Annotated in this window: 9 protein-coding genes; 1 reads left to right on the forward strand and 8 read right to left on the reverse strand. The window is 33.6% G+C overall.

The window, feature by feature from the left end:
• Window positions 1–77: 77 nt before the first annotated feature.
• Entirely contained in the window at window positions 78–1406 is a 1329-nt protein-coding gene (locus SB689_RS17150) for a sigma-54-dependent transcriptional regulator (protein ID WP_410693333.1), read from the reverse strand.
• A 440-nt stretch (window positions 1407–1846) separates the two neighbouring features.
• On the opposite strand from SB689_RS17150, the gene SB689_RS17155 reads away from it, so the two are divergent.
• Entirely contained in the window at window positions 1847–4726 is a 2880-nt protein-coding gene (locus SB689_RS17155) for a M16 family metallopeptidase (protein WP_410693334.1), read from the forward strand.
• Window positions 4727–4845: 119 nt separating this feature from the next.
• Here the strand turns inward: SB689_RS17155 and SB689_RS17160 are convergent, their stop codons facing one another.
• The 7 genes from SB689_RS17160 to ligA form a co-directional block, all read right to left on the reverse strand.
• Window positions 4846–5925 (reverse strand): GNAT family N-acetyltransferase, encoded by a 1080-nt coding sequence (locus tag SB689_RS17160; RefSeq protein WP_410693335.1) that lies wholly within the window; start codon window positions 5923–5925, stop codon window positions 4846–4848.
• A complete protein-coding gene (locus tag SB689_RS17165) occupies window positions 5922–6920 on the reverse strand; it encodes a polysaccharide deacetylase family protein (RefSeq protein WP_410693336.1) in 999 nt (332 codons plus the stop codon). The genes SB689_RS17160 and SB689_RS17165 overlap by 4 nt, the downstream gene beginning before the upstream one ends.
• Window positions 6921–6991: 71 nt before the next feature.
• On the reverse strand, window positions 6992–9130 hold the full coding sequence (locus tag SB689_RS17170) for a S46 family peptidase (protein ID WP_410693337.1): 2139 nt from the start codon (window positions 9128–9130) through the stop codon (window positions 6992–6994).
• Between the two features lie 179 nt (window positions 9131–9309).
• Window positions 9310–9954, reverse strand: a complete 645-nt coding sequence (locus tag SB689_RS17175) for an MgtC/SapB family protein (RefSeq protein ID WP_410693338.1) — start codon at window positions 9952–9954, stop codon at window positions 9310–9312.
• A 107-nt stretch (window positions 9955–10061) separates the two neighbouring features.
• Complete coding sequence (locus SB689_RS17180; protein WP_410693339.1) at window positions 10062–12686, reverse strand: T9SS type A sorting domain-containing protein; 2625 nt, start codon at window positions 12684–12686, stop codon at window positions 10062–10064.
• Window positions 12687–12893: 207 nt separating this feature from the next.
• Entirely contained in the window at window positions 12894–15320 is a 2427-nt protein-coding gene (locus SB689_RS17185) for a T9SS type A sorting domain-containing protein (protein ID WP_410693340.1), read from the reverse strand.
• A 98-nt stretch (window positions 15321–15418) separates the two neighbouring features.
• Window positions 15419–17425: an NAD-dependent DNA ligase LigA gene (gene ligA, locus SB689_RS17190; protein WP_410693341.1), complete on the reverse strand. Its 2007-nt coding sequence runs from the start codon at window positions 17423–17425 to the stop codon at window positions 15419–15421.
• Between the last annotated feature and the right edge of the window lie 41 nt (window positions 17426–17466).

Below are 17466 nucleotides of genomic sequence, written 5' to 3' on the forward strand. Positions count from 1 at the left end.
GTAAGCAAAAGGCTGTAGGCAGATTTTAGTGTGAAAACTTCAAACTCTCAAACACTAAAATTCTCAAACCCTCAAACTCATCTCAGTTCGTACTCTTCCAATTTGCGATACAGCGTTGCAATACCGATTTCCAGCAATCTTGCGGCTTCCGCTTTGTTCCCTTTGGTGTATTGAATTACTTTTTGAATGTGCTCTTTTTCTAAAGATCGCATGCTCAAAGAATCTTTTTCTGTAGAAGTGACTTTTTCAGAGTAATGGGGAAGGCTTTCTTTGTCTAAAATGTTGTCGTTCATTAAGATTAAACTTCTTTCGATGGTATTTCTTAATTCGCGGATATTTCCTTTCCAGTCGTTTTTTTCTAATTCTTTATAGTATTCCGGGGAAACCTGAACGGAGGACAAATGCAGTTTGTTCGAAAAAATATCAATAAAATTTTTAGCTAAAACTTTTAAGTCTTCTTTTCTTTCACGAAGTGGAGGAAGGTTAATTTCGAAAACATTTAATCTGAAATAAAGATCTTCTCTGAAATGGCCCTGTTTTATTTCGTCTTCTAAATTCCTGTTGGTGGCGGCAATTAATCTAAAATCTGATTTGGAAACTTTGGTTTCACCCATTTTCATGAATTCTTTGGTTTCCAGCACACGAAGTAATTTTGCCTGAAGTTCGATGGGCATTTCACCAATTTCATCAAGAAATAAAGTTCCGCCATTAGCCTCCTCTACAAGACCTTTTTTATCTTTTATAGCTCCGGTAAAAGAACCTTGCTTGTGCCCGAAAAGCTCGCTTTCTAAAATTTCTTTGCTGAATGCTGAACAATTGATCGCTACAAAATTATTTTTCTTTCTGTCACTTCCTTCGTGAATGGCGTTGGCAAAAACCTCTTTTCCGGTTCCGGTTTCGCCTGTTAAAAGAACGGTTGCATCTGTTAAGGCAACTCTCTCTGCCAATTTTTTAGCCTGAATAATTAAAGGAGAAATTCCAATGATTTGATTGAATCCTTTTTGAATATTACTTTTTTGAACAATCTTGGATTTATTGTCTTTTGCTTTTTCCAAGGTTTTATAGACCAACGGAATAATTTTCTCGTTATCGTCACCTTTTACCAAATAATCGTAAGCTCCGTTTTTCATCGCCTGAACGGCATCCGTAATATTTCCGAAAGCGGTCATCAAAATGATTTCAAGATGAGGATATTTTGTTTTGATGGATTTCACAAGATCAACACCGAAAGCATCGGGAAGCCGGACATCGCTTAATACAACATCAAAATCGTATTGTTCGAGCATCGTCATTGCAGAACGCGCTGTGGAAGCTTCTTTTACGTTAAAATTTTCTTGGGAAAGGATCATTCCTAGTAATTTCAGGAGCTTGATCTCATCATCGATGATCAGAATGTTTCCGGACATGGTTGTAATTTTTGGAAAACTTAATGCAAACTTAGATAATTATTTTGGAAAAAAGCTAAGAAAGATGAGAAGGAAAAGATGGATTTTGTTGTTGGGGAGCCTTGTCAAGGTTTTAAACCTTGACAAGGCTTTTGGGAAGAAAAATAATTTCCAAGTTAATAGAAGAAAACTATTTGATATGATGACTTCATGACACTTTCCAGACAAAAGCCTAGCCGTGATAGTAACGGTTACCCCGCAACAGGAAGAGGGAGAGTTGAAGGGTTTGGTGTTGGGAAGGTTGGCGTGAGGAGTATGAGTGGATAGCGCGAAACAGCTCCTGAAAAAATAAGTAATTCATAATTAATTATCGTTACAATAGATGTAATAATAGGAAAAGTAGAAAGTGTTCTTTTTTGATTGCTTACATTTGTATACATTCCAATCTTAAAAGAATGAAAATGAATTTATATATGACCGACAAAAGATATAAGGAGACAATTCATACCGATAAAAATAATTACGAATATACTACCATAACTCAGGACGAAAATAAAGTAAGAATCTATACTCTGAAAAACGGGTTGAAGGTTTTTCTTGCTCAAAATTTTGATGCTCCGAGGATTCAGACCTACATTCCTGTGAGAACGGGCAGCAATAACGATCCGTCTGATAATACAGGGTTGGCACATTATCTTGAACACATGATGTTTAAAGGAACTTCAAGATTAGGAACTCAAAACTGGGAAAAGGAAAAGGTTTTACTAGACCAGATTTCTGATTTATACGAACAACATAAAGCAGAACAAGATCCTGAAAAAAAGAAAGAAATCTATACAAAAATAGACGAGGTTTCTCAGGAAGCAAGTCAGTATGCGATTGCAAATGAATATGATAAAGTAATTTCGTCATTAGGCGCAAGCGGAACAAATGCCCATACTTGGTTTGATGAAACCGTTTACAAAAATAATATTCCAAATAACGAGCTTGAAAAATGGCTGAAAGTCGAGAAAGAAAGATTTTCTGAATTGACGTTAAGACTTTTTCACACTGAATTAGAATCAGTTTACGAAGAGTTCAACAGAGCGCAGGATAATGATTCCAGATTGGTGAATTATGAATTGATGGATGCTCTTTTTCCAACACATCCAAATGGTCAGCAAACGACTCTAGGGAAGCCAGAGCATTTGAAAAACCCTTCTATGAAGGCTATTCATAAATATTTTGATGAATATTATGTTCCTAATAATTATGCAATGGTTTTCGTGGGTGATCTGGATTTTGAAGAAACAATTCAGCTTGTAGATCAGTATTTTGGAGCTATTCCTTACAAAGAATTACCAAAGAAAACTCCAATCATTGAAAAACCACTTACTGAAATCGTTGAGCGAATAGTAAAAAGTCCGACAACGCCAAGAACTCAATTGGCTTGGAGAACCGAGAGCTATGGAAGCCGAGAAGCGATATTAGCCGATATTGTAGCAAATATTTTAAGCAATAGAGGAGAGGCTGGATTATTAGATTTAAATATCAACCAAACGCAAAGAATGCTTTGGGCACAGGCTTTTTCGGTTGGTTTGAAAGAATACGGATATTTTTCAATTGTAGCCGTTCCAAAAGAAATGCAGACGTTGAATGAAGCCAAAGAAATGGTATTGGAGCAGATTGAATTACTGAAAAAAGGAGATTTTCCGGATTGGATGCTTCCTGCCATCATCAACGATTTTAAACTTCAAAGAATGAAAGCGCTGGAAACAGCTGATGGTCTTGCAACCAATCTTTACGACACCTACATCAAAGGCAGATCTTGGGAACAGGAACTGAGCGAGATGGATGAATATTCTACCGTTACCAAAGAAGAAGTTGTTGATTTTTCGAATGAATTTTTTAAAGATAATTACGTTATCATCAACAAAGAAAAAGGAGTTAACGATAAATTATTAAGAGTTGATAACCCAGGAATTACGCCGATAAAAATCAACCGTGAAGCGCAATCTGAATTTTTACAGGAAATTTTAGCAGAAAAAACAGGAGATATTCAGCCAGAATTTATTGATTATCAAAAAGAAATAAAAACGGATGTCGTTAAAGATAAAAAACTAAGTTTCGTTAAAAATAAATACAACGAAATTGCTCAGGCTCACTTTATTTTTCCTTTTGGAAGTGATCATGACAGAGATTTGGGAATTTCTACTCAAGTTCTTCAATATCTCGGTACGGAAAAATTTTCTCCCGAAGATCTTAAAAAAGAGTTCTTTAAAATTGGAGTAAGCAATGATTTTAAAACCTCTGCCGATCAACTTTTAATCTCATTGAGCGGATTAGAAGAAAATCTTGAACAGGGAATTGAATTGCTTCAACACTGGATGCATAACGTAAAGCCAGATCAGGAAATTTACAATCAGTTTGTGGAAACCATTCTTGAAAATCGTGAAGCAGTAAAGAAAGATAAAAACCGTATTATGACGGCTTTGACGAACTATACAAAGCTTGGAGAATTCTCTCGTTTTACAGATATTATTTCTAAAGAAGAATTGGAAAGTACCAATGTTGAGGTGTTTACAGACAAAATGAAAAAACTGTTTGATTATCCTTATCAACTATTTTTCTACGGGAAAAACTTTGAAAACTTTACTAATTATATTGAAAAATATATTGAAACGGCAAGTCTTCAAATTCCTGATCCTAAAAAATATCCTGAACCTGAGACGAAAGGAAATGTTTATTTCATGAACTACGACATGGTTCAAATGGAAATGAGCAAGATCGGAAGAGGAAATGAAGTCAACACCGCAAACTTTGGAAAAATCAATGTCTTCAATGAATATTTCGGAAGAGGATTGTCATCGATAGTTTTTCAGGAGATCCGTGAGAGCAAGAGTTTGGCGTATTCTGCATACGTTTCTTATGCTGCCAACGCAGAATCGGGACATCCGGATTATATTACGACATACATCGGAACCCAGCCCGATAAATTGCAGATTGCAGTTGACACAATGAGCGAATTAATGAGTGAACTTCCTGAAGTGCCAACTCAGTTTGAAAATGCTAGAAATGCAGCCTTAAAACAAATTGCATCAACAAGAATTACACGAACTACTATTTTCTTCAATACCTTAAGGTTAAAAAAAATAGGCATTTCGCATGATTTTAGGAAAGATATTTATCAGCAGATCCAAAATCTGAAATTTGATGATGTGAAACAGTTTTATCAATCAGAGATAAAACCTGTTCATTTCAATACGGCCATTATCGGGAAAAGAGAAAACCTGAATATGGAAGCTGTCAACCAAATGGGAGAGTTTAAAGAACTTACTTTAAAAGATATTTTCGGACATTAAAACGGGGAGCCACAAAGTGGCGACTTAACAAAAGGCAGGATGAAGTCCTGTCAAAAATATAATAGAACAATATCCAAAACAATATTCAAACAAAAAGAGGCTTACTAAAAGCCTCTTTTTTATGTCATCACACAATCACCATCGCCATCCTGAAAATGAGGATCAAAGCCGTTGGGAAGGTTTTTAATAAGTTGTTTGTGAAACATATACCGTCTTTCCATATTTCGTTGATGGATTTTTGGAAATATATTCATTGATTCTGCTTTTTTGTTGAATTCTGTTTGGTAGCTTGTTAAAGAATTAATTTTATTCTTTACAATAAAATAGCTTAAAAATGTAACAAACTGTTCCAAATCAGATGTTGAAAATAAATAGGATATTTTTAAATGACCGTCTCTTACAAACAAAAGCGCACAAGTCTTTAGCTCATTTTTCTTATCATAAATTTTTATCCAGAAATATTTAAAGCTTTCAGAATAACTGGAAAATAAATAGTTTTCTTCTTTATTTTTACTTTCCAAAACCCACGGATTTTCTATTGCCCAATTGAGTTCTTCTGCATTTCTGTTTGTATGAAATTTTGAGATAAAACCAGCACTTTCTGCATCTATTTTATCAAGAATTTCAAATTTGAAATCAGGTTTTTGGATGAAGCAGTTTTTTACTGAAATAAGAGAATTTAATACGGAATCTCCTAAGCTGAGAAGTGGCTGTAGATGCCCTGTTTTAGGCTTTTTTGACGGAATTATCGTTGCCAGATCTGTACGGAAATAATATCTTTTTCCAATTTTAGGTTGGATGTATTCAAAAGTACCCATTTTATTGTAGAGTCCTTCTGCTTCTTTCGTAAATTCTGTGAGCGCAAGATTCTCATTATATTCTTCAAATGCCTTTTGTAAAAGGGATTGAGCAATTCTTTTTCCTCTGAAATTACTGCTTACATATAACGTACTCAACCATGCATAATTAAACACTTTTCCATCAATGATAAAATTATCAGGAAAACAACCAATATAACCGGCTAAATTGTCATCGTCAAAAGCTAAAATAAGTAACGTTTGATCATCATTTGCCTTTGGATTATTGATGTGAGACTGAGCTCTGTGTGCTGTAATTGGCAGAAAATCGTATTTTTTGAAATCTCCGGATGATACAAATTCTCCCAATTGTTTTTTATTAAATGTCTTTAAATGTATCATTTCCTTAGAATTTTATTTTTATTTAAAATACCTTTTAATTGATAATAAGTAATTTCTTTTTTTAAGATCGTTTCTGCATTTTCTCCAGTTTCCATCGGGATTCTTTGCAGGTTTTTTGAAATGCTGTCGAGTTTTATTCCTGCGCTTCCGAAAGTGCAGAACATTTCTTTATTTTTAAATAATTCATCAAAAAAAGCTTTTTCAACGCCGAAATCTGTAAAAGGAAAAGCAAAACTTTCGTAGAGAAAATCATTGTACTTTAAATAATCAAACGTTTTGTTGGTCGTCTCTAATTTTTGATTTAATGACAATTCATTGTACAAAGAATGATCCCAACTGTGAGATGAAATTCCAAATCCTTTTTGATTTAATGATTTTAGTTGATCGAAACTTAAATAAGGTTTTTGTTCTTGTAAAAATGAATTGACATTAATTTCAAGTACGTCCGTAAGCTTGTCCAGAATTTCTGTTTTGTGATAGTTTAGCTGTAATATTTTCTGTTTGATTTCTGATTTCGAATCACTATTAAACTGAAGAATATTATAGACATCAGGATTTAAATCTTTATTTTTTTCAATTTCATTAATAATCAAACTTGCTTTACAACGAAACATCAAATTTTTATTATCAATGAAAGCCGGATTGATGAAATTGACAGCATAAATTCCTTTTCTTTCTAAAATTGGAACAACAACATCATAAAATTCCCTGAAACCATCATCAAAAGTAAGTAAGGCAATTTTCTTTTTAGGGTTGAAATTTCCGTTGATAAAATCCTTAAATTCTCCCCAATTCACAAACTGAAAATACTTTGATAAGTAATCCAGATCTTGCTCAAACTGCTTTACATTTTTATAGTTGATGATATGATTAAGATGAGGTAATTTTTCATCAGAAACACAATGATAGACAGGCAGACAATAGGGAAGAGGAAACGATTTTTCGAGATCATTTCCTGCAAAATTGGCTAATAAATTTATGATTTTCTCTTTCATATAATAAAAAAGAATCTATTTAAATTGATATTAAAAATTTAAATAGACTCTTAAAATTATCATTAAAAAAATTACTTTATTACTTTCATTTCATCGATAAGCCATTTAGAGTCGGCATATTTATCAATAATGAAAAGAATATATTTGGTATCAACCATGATATTTCGGCTGAAACGTGGATCATAATTGATGTCACTCATCGTTCCTTCCCACTGTCTGTCGAAGTTTAGACCAACAAGATTTCCGTTAGCATCCAAAACCGGACTTCCTGAGTTTCCTCCTGTTGTATGGTTCGTTGCAGTGAATCCTACAGGAACATCGCCTGTTTTATCTTTATAATTTCCGAAGTCTTTTTTGTTGTAAAGATCGATCAGTTTTTTTGGAACATCAAATTCATAATCTCCCGGAACATATTTTTCGATCACCCCTGCCAAATGCGTCTGGTACCCGTAAGAAACACCGTCTCTTGGCGTAGATCCTTTCACTTTTCCGTAAGTTACACGAAGTGTAGAATTGGCATCCGGGAAGAATTTTCTGTCCTTATCCGTAGCAATTTGCTGAGCCATGAACGTTTTTTGTAACGCATCAATTTTTGTCTGAAGAGATGTAAATTGAGGATCAGCAGTTTTCATATACGTGTCTCTTATTGAAACGTAAAGCTGATAAACAGGATCTTTTTTAATTGTTTTGATTAATTTATCCTGATTAGAGAAAGCTTTTTCAATATCTGTACTAAGATTGGCTCCATTCACAGAAGTTCTTCCCGTAATAATTGAATTTTTCGAAATATCTTCAATGACAGGAATGTTTTGAGCTTCATTTTTATACTTGTCAAAACCAGCAGGCAAGAATTGTGGTGCTGTTTTATTAGCATATAAAGCCAACAGTTTTGCAGTTACTTTTGCATCCAATTCTGCGCTGTAATCTTTGTAAAATGCAGTTAATTTCGTTTTAAGTTTAGTCAACTCTTTTTCATCCATTCTGCCGGATTCTACAGAAGAAATGTAAGTGTAATAATCACTTGCAAGCTTTAATGTTTCTGCATTTTTGATTACTTCTGTGTAGTAAGCATTATTTAAAGCAAAAGGAGCCTGATCATTGTATAATTTATTCAATTGGTCTAAAGTTGCCTTTACCTCATGGTTTTTAGACACTAAGGAACCCTCATACATTACTTTTTTCTCAACAGCGTTGGATTTTTTCAACCCTTCAACTTCACCGATCCATTTTTTCCAGTAATTGGCTACGGAAGCAAATTTTGAAGCATATTTGATACGCGTTGCATCGTCTGCACGCATTTTTTCGTCTAATGTTTTCAGAGCAACATCACGTACGGCAATTTTTGCAGGATCGATTTCTTTCATGATCTTTTCTACAGCAATTGCAGGAAGATATTCCGTTGTTTTTCCAGGAAATCCGAATACAAAAGTGAAGTCATTTTCGTTTTTATCTTTAATAGAAACCGGAAGATAATGCTTCGGAGTATATGGAACGTTATCCTTTGAATATTCTGCAGGATTATTGTTTTTGTCAGCATAAATTCTGAACATAGAGAAATCTCCCGTATGTCTTGGCCAAACCCAGTTATCGGTATCAGAACCGAATTTTCCGATGCTTTGTGGCGGTGCGCCTACCAAACGAATGTCTTTATATGTTTCGATGGTGTAAGCGTAGTATTTATTTCCGTAATACATTGGTTTTACAGAAATAGATTGAAAAGATTCTGTTTTTTGAGAATTTTTATAAACCTCAATATTGGTGTTGATCTTTTTGGTAAGATCAGGTTCTGTAAGGTTGTCCGTGCCTTCTAAAATTTGATTAGAAACATCCTTGATGTCTACAATAAAGTCTACTGTTACTCCCGGATTTGGAAGTTCTGTACTCATATTTTGTGCCCAGAAACCGTTTGATAAAAGGTCATTTTGTACGGTAGAATGAGCTTGGATCTGACCAAAACCGCAATGGTGATTCGTCAACAATAATCCTTTTGGAGAAATGATTTCGGCAGTACAACCTCCGTTGAACTGTACTACAGCATCTTTTATGCTTGCTTTTTGAGGATTGAAGATGTCTTTAGCAGAGATTTTCATTCCTAAATCTTTCATTTCCTTTTCATTGAGCTCTGTTGGGATCCACATTCCTCCGTATTGCTGTGCAAAAGCCATGGCAGCCGGCAAAAGAAATACAGATAAAAGTATCTTTTTTGTCATAATCAAAATTTTGCCCTAATTTACAAAGAAAATGGGAGATTTTGGTTATGAATTATCAGTTAAAAGTGATAAAATGGATAGTTAATTATTGATGATCGATAAATCATTAAAATGATACTGAATTTGTTATTCAATATTAATTATAAATGATAATTGTGCTTTACATTTTTAATCTAAATTTAAAACTGATAGGCAATTATTTTAGGATCGTTCATTAATTGTTTAATTAATGTTTCATGATGTTTATTTTTACCTGTGAGTCTCCAGGTTGTTGCCAGATTTCCTACGGTGTATTGCTGTCTTATCATCAAAAATTTCAAATTATTATTTCTGAATAATTCTTCACAATGCCTTATTTCATCGGAAGCTACAATGGCAATTTTATATTCTCTAATCTTATGATTGTTATCAATAAAAGTTTGAAGATAAGTAAGCGAACTTAAAATTAATAGGACCAAAACGGTTCCCAAAAAAGATAAATAAACATAGCCTGAACCGACGGCCATTCCGATTGAAGCGGTTGCCCAAATGGTTGTTGCAGTGGTAATTCCATCGATTTTATTATCTCCTTTAAAAATAACTCCGGCTCCCAAAAAACCAATTCCTGTAATAATATTTGCGGCCAAACGGTCAGGATTTTGAACACCTATTTTAATGGAAAGTATGGTAAACAGACAAGATCCGAAGCATACCAAAATAAAAGTACGCAAGCCTGCAGATTTGTTTCGATATTCTCGTTCTGCGCCTATGAAAACGCCTAAAAGAACAGAAATAAATATCAATAACAGCTCATTTTGAATAGAATGATCCTGTAAAAATTCCATTTTTTTAATTTTAAACTTCTATTAATAAAAATACAATAAAATCTTGATTAGTAAACATAAAAAAGACTGCCTATAAAGACAGTCTTTTGGTTGGCTGTTGAATTGAATTAATTTTTAATAAATTTCTGTGTTACCGCTTTATCTTTTGTAGATAATTTGATGATATAATTTCCTTTTGGAAGCTCAGAAACATTGATTGAGTTATTTTTTACACCTGATGAATTAATGATTCGTCCGGTTGTGTCATAAATCTCTGCTTTAACGATTTCTTTATCAGATTTAATTGATAAAATATCTTTTACAGGATTCGGATAAATGCTGAAAACATCTTTGTTTTTGTTGCTTTCTGAGGTTGCTAAAACAGTTTCATTTTGAATATTTGTTGTGAAAGTATTCGTAATAATCGGATGGTTGTAATCAAAATAGATTTTAGCTGTATTGCTGAAACTGTCTCCTAAAACCAGAGTAGATTTTGTTTTAATTTTGAAAGAAACATAGCCATCATTATTGGCATCATCAAAAGGAAGCTGAATGTTTTCAAAGATAAATTCAACCGTGTTTGGATTCGTAATTTTTGTTACAAAACTGTGACTTCCGTTAAGAGAAACGATGGATGAAAGATCAAATTTTGAAGCATCAATTTCGTCTTTTACAACGATGTTTTGGGCGTTCCCATTTCCGGTATTTTCAAATCTGATCAGATAATGAACATATTCTCCAATCTGTGTTTCGGCAATGGATGTTCCTTCAAGACAGGTTTTGTCATTCGGGTCAAATGAATTGACAACGGTTTGATTTAATGTAAATATATTATCTAAAGGCGTGTCGTCCGTAGCTCCGTTGACTTGTGCTGTATAATGAAGAACATCACCGCCATTCAGAGGAGGAGTTGCAGTTGGCGTGTTTAATTTGAAAGTTACCGTAATTTCTTTGGTTTCAAAAGGTAAAAGATTGGTGAAGTTCCAGTTTAAAATTCCGACTGTTTGTGAATTTGGAGTCGTTGTAGCATTTAAATAATTCATCACATTATCATTGAAATTGAAATTTAAACTTCCTGATTGTGTAGTTGTTCCTTTGTTTTTGTAAACAATTTTATATTTTGCGTCGAAACCGGGTCTTGCAGCAGTAAGCGGAATGGCAACAATTTCTAAATCGTTGTGTGTACCGTTTGCTGAAATGCAGAAATTCTGAGCCAAAGGACTGGTCTGTGTTGGAAAATTTGCTGTTAAACTAGAAGGAGAAATAGTGAAATAAGCAGGATTTTCAACAACAGGAGTAATTGTACTAGAGCCACTTAATACAGAAATTGAATAATTTCCCGAGCTGTTAGCAATATATCCTCCGGAATTGCTTCCATTTACAATATTAAACTGCTGAAATGTCTTATTTAAGTCATTTGCATCACACCCATTGTTATTAGAGTCATATTTTGTATTCCCTTGAATTGTGTAAGTAGTTCCGCCGGGAGCAAAAGAACAATAGCTATTCACTTCAACATTACCAAGACCTGACGATATTAATTTAGCAGATACCTGTTGAAGGTTATTGGTGTCACAGCAGACATAAGCCAAATTGGGCAAATAAGCTAAAGGAGCCGGACTGAAATTCAGAACAGGATTTCCGTTTTTTATATTGATATTGGTTAAAGAATTTCCCATTACACTTATTCCGTCCAACAACGTATTTTGACTTACATCCAGACTTGTTATGCCATTTTCACTTAGATTGAATGATTTTAATCCTGTAATTGGTGAAACATCAAGTGATGTCAGCGCATTTCCTCCAATTCCCAAATTGATAATGGCTGGTGTTCCTGTGAAGTTTAGTGAAGTAATATTGGTTGCGGATAAGCTTAAAGCTTTTAAATTAGGCTTATTTTGAATGTTGATTGATGTTATTAAAGGAGAGTTTAAAACTAATAAATTATCCAGATTATTAGTGTTTTGGATGTTTATTGAACTTAATAATGAGTTGTTATCAACATATAAATATTCCAAAAGACTGGCGCCGCTTACATTTAATGACGGCAGTTTTGTGTTTTTAATGCTGAAATGCTTAAGTTGGCTTAAAGGACTTAAGGTTAATGAAGTAAGATTAGGTTTATCAATAATGATTTTTTTTAAATTTATATTATTAGAAAAATTTAAACTTGTAAAATTTGTATTGGGAAAAACCCCGTCTCTTACCTCAACTTCTTCGAGTGCTGTAAGGTTGGAAATATCTGCACTGGCTAAATGAGCGTTACTTACAATGGTAAGTTTTTTTAAGGTGGGGTTTTGTAAGAAACTCAGGTTGGTAACGTATCCGCCATTGGTGACTAGGCTAAAAGTCTCAAGTTGAGTACAGCCTTGCGTGACGATTGTGCCTATGGCATTGTTGCCGATGTATAAGATTTTCAGGTTCGTCATATTGCTCACATTCACCTCGTTGATGTGGATGTTTCCCTGTACAGTAAGCATTCTTAAATTCGCAAAGCTCTGGATCCCTGTAAGGTTATAAATCTGGGTTTGGTTAAATGATAAGCTTGAAATATTCAAAGCTTCGCTTACCTGAATTTCTCCATCGTTATTGGTGTCGATTACGGTCATATTACCGTTGAGATCCTGTGCAATAAAATTCCATTGGTTCGCGGATACGAGTTTAGCCTTAAACTGAGGATCTGGAAAGTTAATAATTTGTGCACTGAGTGAGAAATGTGCTAGAATTAGCACAAAAAAGTAAATGTTTTTCATGGGTTAGTGATTTGGTGCGCTAAATATACAAATAAAATAGTATTGTGAAAAATATTTACTTTTTAATTTTAATTATTGAATAAAAACAATCTATCATTGTGTTTTATTTAAATTTTTATTGATTTTTGACTGATTTAAAAATTTTTTAGTCCACAAAAAAAGACTGCCTTTAAAGACAGTCTTGTATTTTATAATTTATTTTTTGAATTAATTCTTAATAAATTTCTGAGTCATTGTTTTATCTTTTGTGGATAATTTGATGATATAATTTCCCTTTGAAAGTTCAGAAACATTGACCGAATTGTCTGTTACACTTGCCGAATTCAAAATTCTTCCGGCAACATCGTAAATTTCTGCTTTTACGATTTTTTCTTTTGATTTAATAAACAAAACATCTTTTACAGGATTCGGATAAATACTGAATTGAGTTTTATCATTATTAATTTCTGATGTTGCTAATACATTCTGAACCGTTGTTGTATAAGTATTCGTAATAATTGGATGGTTGTAATCAAAATAAATATTCGCTTTATTACTGAAACTGTCGCCAAGGTTTAAAGTAGATTTTGTTTTAATTTTAAATGAAACATATCCGTCATTAGTCGCATTATTAAATGGAAGCTGAATATTTTCAAAGATAAATTCTACAGTATTTGGATTTGTAATTCTCGTTACAAAATTATGACTTCCGTTCAGTGCAACTAAACTTGATATGTCGAATTTAGATGTGTCAATAATATCTTTTACAACAATGTTTTGTGCATTTGCTGTTCCATTATTTTCAAATCGGATTAAGTAATGAACGTAATCTCCAACCTGAGCCTGAGTAATAGAAGCCCCTTCAAGACAAGTTTTATCATTCGGGTCAAAAGAATTGACAACTGTTTGGTTTAATGTAAATATGTTGTCTAAAGGCGTTTCATCAGTTCCGGCATTGATTTGAGCTGTGTAATGTAGTATATCTCCACCATTCAAAGCAGGAGTTTGCGTTGGAGTATTTAAAGTAAATGTAACTGTTATTTCTCTTGTTTCAAATGGTAAAAGATTGGTGAAATTCCAGCTTAAAACTCCTGTTGATTGAGAATTTGGCGCGAGTGTGGAATTTAAATAATTCATTAAATTATCATTATAATTGAAAGCAAGAGTTCCTGATTGCGTTGTTGTTCCCTTATTTTTGTAAATGATTTTATATTTTGCATCAAAGCCAGGAACTGCAGCAGCTATCGGAAAAATTAGAACTTCAAGATCATTGTGACTTCCATTCGCAGACATACAGAAGTTTTGGTTAAAGGGGCTTGTTTGTGTAGGAAAATTCGCGATTATACTTGTTGGCGAAAAATTAAAATAAGTTGGGTTTTCCAGAATCGGAGTGATTGTGTGGGTTCCAGCTTGTAATGGAATTGAGTAGTTTCCTGAATTGTTTGCAATGATGCTTCCAGAAATACTTCCATTAGTAATATTAAATTTTTGAAATGCTTTGTTTGGATCGTTGGTATCACAACCATTATTATTACTGTCATATTTTGTATTTCCCTCAACGGTATAAAAGGTTCCGCCGGGAATAAATGAGCAATAAGAATTGACAACACAGTTCGTATTTGCCGGTAATAAGTTGGTTGCATTTAAGATCTCAAAATCGTCTGCACAGATAAAAGCAAGGCTCGGGTTATTGGAGAGCGAAGAAGGTGAGTTTTGTGTAAAATTATTAATTCCATTTTTAATAAATAGAGACTGTAGATTAGGATTATAGTCGCAGCTGAAATTTTGTATTTTAGTATTGTGTGAAAGATCAAGACTTGCTAATAAATTATACGCACAATCGATTCCTTGAAGCTGAGTAAGTCCCGAAACATCCAAGTTGGTAAATTTATTAATGCTAAGGCTTAGCAATTTTATATTGGGTGCCTGTGCAAAAGAGATTGATGGTAGTTTATTATTAATTAAATTCAACCAAATTAATGCAGTATTGTTGTTAAAAGTAATGGACGTCAGATTGTTCCATGTTAAATAAGCATCATAAAGAGCAGTCAAACCGCTTAAGTCTATTGTAGTTAATTGATTTGTTGAAGCATTTAAACTTTCCAGTAGGGTATTTGATGATACATCTAAAGTCTGAAGTTTAGCATTGCTGCAGTTTAAACGTTTTAATTGGGTACAGTTTTGTAGTAATAAGCTAGATAAGTTCATATTACTGGCTCTCACATCCGTTAAACTTGTACAACCCTGAACATTGATAGAGGTTAGAGCATTATTGTCTTCTATTATGATATTATACAAATCAGTCAGATTACTCAAGTCGATTGATGATAAGGATGGCAATCCTGAAATATAAACGCTCCTTAAATTCACAAATTCTTTGATACCCTGCAAGGAGGTAATAGCAGATATTTCATTCATAATGGGATTCCAAGACATAGGCATATTGACGTGTATTTCCAGAACTTTATCGGCCTCACTTTTTTGTATTTCACCGTCGTTATTACTATCTATATCAATATAACCGTTAATTCCCATAGCTACAGGATAAGTAGTCGTTAAAAGGACATTTTTAAAATGGATATCAGGAATATTCACAATCTGCGCCTTAAGCCCAGAAAACAAAATCATAAATACGATTAAGTAGATTTTTTTCATGTATTATTAGTTAGTAGTTATTTTTTTAATTAAGTGGCAAAAATAAACCATTGAAAGTAAATCTCAATGGCTTATTATGTTAAATGTTTTCTGAAAATCTATTGTTTTTCAATCAAATCCAAAAACTGCTGTTCATCAAGAATCTCAATCGTTCCGATGTCTTGTGCTTTCTTTAATTTACTTCCGGCTTTTTCACCAACAACAAGAAAATTAAGGTTTTTAGAAACTGCCGAAATATTTTTTCCGCCGTGTTTTTCTACCATATCTTCTGCGGATTCTCTTGTGAATAAAGATAATTTTCCGGTGAAAAGGAAAGTTTTTCCGTCTAGAACATTAGATAAAACTTCATTCGTATTTTCTCCTTTTTCAAGCTGAACGCCGTAAGATTTTAAACGTTCAAGCATCAAAATATTTTCAGAATTTGCAAAGAAATCAACAATGCTTACCGCGATTTTCGTTCCGATATCTTCAACCTGACAAAGTTCTTCTGCAGTCGCTGCTTTTAGATCATCGATTGTAGCGAAATTTTTCACTAATTTCTTCGCAACCGTTTCTCCGACGTGTTTTATACCAATTCCATACAAAACTTTTTCAAACGGAATTTCTTTAGAATTTTCGATTCCTGTGATGATATTTTGAGCAGATTTTTCGGCCATTCTTTCCAATGGAAGAAGTTGTTCTTTTGTTAAAGTGTAAAAATCAGCAGGATTTTCAACTAATTTTTCTCTGTAAAGCTGTTCAATGGTTTCGCTTCCAAGATTATCGATATTTAAAGCTTTTCTTGAAACATAATGGATCATTCTTCCCACAACTTGTGGCGGACAATGAAGTTCATTAGGACAAAAATGAATGGCCTGATCAATAATTTTCACCAATTCTGTTCCGCATTCTGGACAGTTTTTAATGTATTCGATCTCTTTGCTTTCGGAAGTTCTTTTTTCTGTGTTTATGCCTACAATTTTAGGAATAATTTCACCTCCTTTTTCTACATACACGAAATCATTTTCATGAAGATCCAGTTTTTTGATAATATCTTCATTATGTAAAGACGCTCTTTTTACAATCGTTCCCGCCAATAAAATAGGTTTCAGATTGGCAACAGGAGTTATCGCTCCGGTTCTTCCGACCTGATAAGCAACGCTTTTTAATTCGGTCTCAACTTTTTCAGCTTTAAATTTATAAGCCATTGCCCAACGTGGAGATTTTGCGGTATATCCAAGCTGTCTTTGTTGTTGTAATGAATTGACTTTTAAAACAATTCCATCAATTTCAAAAGGTAAATTATGACGTTCTGTATCCCAGAAATTGATAAATTCTTTAACTTCATCCATTGTAGAACATAATTTTGCTTGTTGAGATGTTTTAAAACCCCATCCCTGCGCTTTTTGAAGCAGTTCCCAATGTGTTTCTGCAGGAACTTCTTCAGAAATATATTGATATAAAACCGAAGAAAGAGAACGTTTTCTCACTTCCGCACTGTCCTGCATTTTCAAACTTCCGCTTGCTGTATTTCGAGGATTCATAAAAGGGTCTAAACCTTCTTCCTCACGTAGTTTATTAAGCTTGTCGAAATTTTTTCTTGTTAAATAAATCTCTCCACGCATGAAAAACTGACTTGGAAAATCTCCTTTCAAAGTCAAAGGAATATCCGAAATCGTTCTCACGTTTGCTGTGATTTCATCTCCCTGAAAACCGTCTCCACGTGTCACCGCCTGGACCAATTTTCCGTTTTCGTAAAGAATGGAAATGGATGCTCCGTCATATTTTAATTCTGCTACAAATTCTACAGGGTCATCAATCGTTTTAATGATTCTTTTTTCCCAATCTTCTAGATCATCAAAATCATAAGAATTATCCAAAGAATACATTCTGAATTTATGCTGAATGGTCGGGAAATTCTTAGTTACAGCTCCGCCAACACGCAAAGTTGGAGAATTGATATCATTAAATTCCGGATACTGCGCTTCAAGATCCTGAAGTTCTTTTAGTTGAGTGTCAAATTCAAAATCTGAAATGGTGGCCTCATCAAGGATATAGTAATTGTAATTATGCTGATGCAGCTCTTCTCGGAGCTTTTCTATCTTTTGTTGAATGTTTTCAGGCATTGCTATTCTATCTTTTAAGCAAAAATAACTAAACTAATTGC

Source organism: Chryseobacterium sp. SIMBA_038, assembly GCF_046535115.1.
Lineage (GTDB): Bacteria > Bacteroidota > Bacteroidia > Flavobacteriales > Weeksellaceae > Chryseobacterium.

Excerpts from the sequence above, each read along its gene's own strand:
- SB689_RS17150 (WP_410693333.1), bottom strand. The coding sequence starts at position 1,406 with ATGTCCGGAAACATTCTGATCATCGATGATGAGATCAAGCTCCTGAAA.
- SB689_RS17155 (WP_410693334.1), top strand. The coding sequence starts at position 1,847 with ATGAATTTATATATGACCGACAAAAGATATAAGGAGACAATTCATACC.
- SB689_RS17160 (WP_410693335.1), bottom strand. The coding sequence starts at position 5,925 with ATGATACATTTAAAGACATTTAATAAAAAACAATTGGGAGAATTTGTA.
- SB689_RS17165 (WP_410693336.1), bottom strand. The coding sequence starts at position 6,920 with ATGAAAGAGAAAATCATAAATTTATTAGCCAATTTTGCAGGAAATGAT.
- SB689_RS17170 (WP_410693337.1), bottom strand. The coding sequence starts at position 9,130 with ATGACAAAAAAGATACTTTTATCTGTATTTCTTTTGCCGGCTGCCATG.
- SB689_RS17175 (WP_410693338.1), bottom strand. The coding sequence starts at position 9,954 with ATGGAATTTTTACAGGATCATTCTATTCAAAATGAGCTGTTATTGATA.
- SB689_RS17180 (WP_410693339.1), bottom strand. The coding sequence starts at position 12,686 with ATGAAAAACATTTACTTTTTTGTGCTAATTCTAGCACATTTCTCACTC.
- SB689_RS17185 (WP_410693340.1), bottom strand. The coding sequence starts at position 15,320 with ATGAAAAAAATCTACTTAATCGTATTTATGATTTTGTTTTCTGGGCTT.
- ligA (WP_410693341.1), bottom strand. The coding sequence starts at position 17,425 with ATGCCTGAAAACATTCAACAAAAGATAGAAAAGCTCCGAGAAGAGCTG.